This window comes from Cereibacter changlensis JA139, assembly GCF_003034985.1.
GTDB lineage: Bacteria > Pseudomonadota > Alphaproteobacteria > Rhodobacterales > Rhodobacteraceae > Cereibacter > Cereibacter changlensis.
The window spans coordinates 1-560 of record NZ_PZKG01000423.1; the positions used below are offsets into that span (position 1 = coordinate 1).

The 560-nt window shown below is 45.2% G+C and carries 1 protein-coding gene; it reads right to left on the bottom strand.

Annotated elements, in window-relative coordinates; genetic code table 11:
* Window positions 1–391, bottom strand: a 391-nt coding sequence (locus C5F48_RS24470; RefSeq protein WP_146170789.1) for an ATP-binding cassette domain-containing protein, incomplete at its 3' end; no start/stop codon positions are given.
* Window positions 392–560: the final 169 nt, after the last annotated feature.

The window sequence follows — 560 nt, forward strand, 5'->3', positions numbered from 1 at the left end:
ATCCCTCTGCCAAATGGGAGATTCCCAGTTTTTCGAGCCATTCCTCAACACGATTTTTGATTTCTTGTGGAGAAACCCCACGCAGACGTAAGCCGGTTTCAATATTTTTTCTCACTGTCATATCCAGCAAAAGGGGTTGTTGAAAAACAAAGGCCATTTTTTTGCGCAGCCGTAATAGGTTATTCTTTTGGGCTTGTTCACCCTTAAAAAAAACTTTTCCGGCGGTGGGCTGCTGGAGCAGCGCCAATATCTGCATCAAAGTGGTTTTGCCGGCTCCGTTCACGCCGATAAGGGCTGTGACTTCCCCTTCATATAAGTGAAAGGCATCCACATCGATAATGGTTTTGCCATTTTTTCTAAATTCAATGTCTCTTGCTTCAAGAATCGTCATCTATGGACACCTCCCCCTTTGTTGAGCCGTTGTTAATACCACCGTGATAAAAAACGCTAAAAGCAGCAAAATAATACTTAGAGCCATGGCCAGTTCCTGTTCGCCTTTGTTCACTGCCAGCACCGTGGCAGTGGTAAGGGTTCTGGTATAACCAACTAAATTGCCCCCC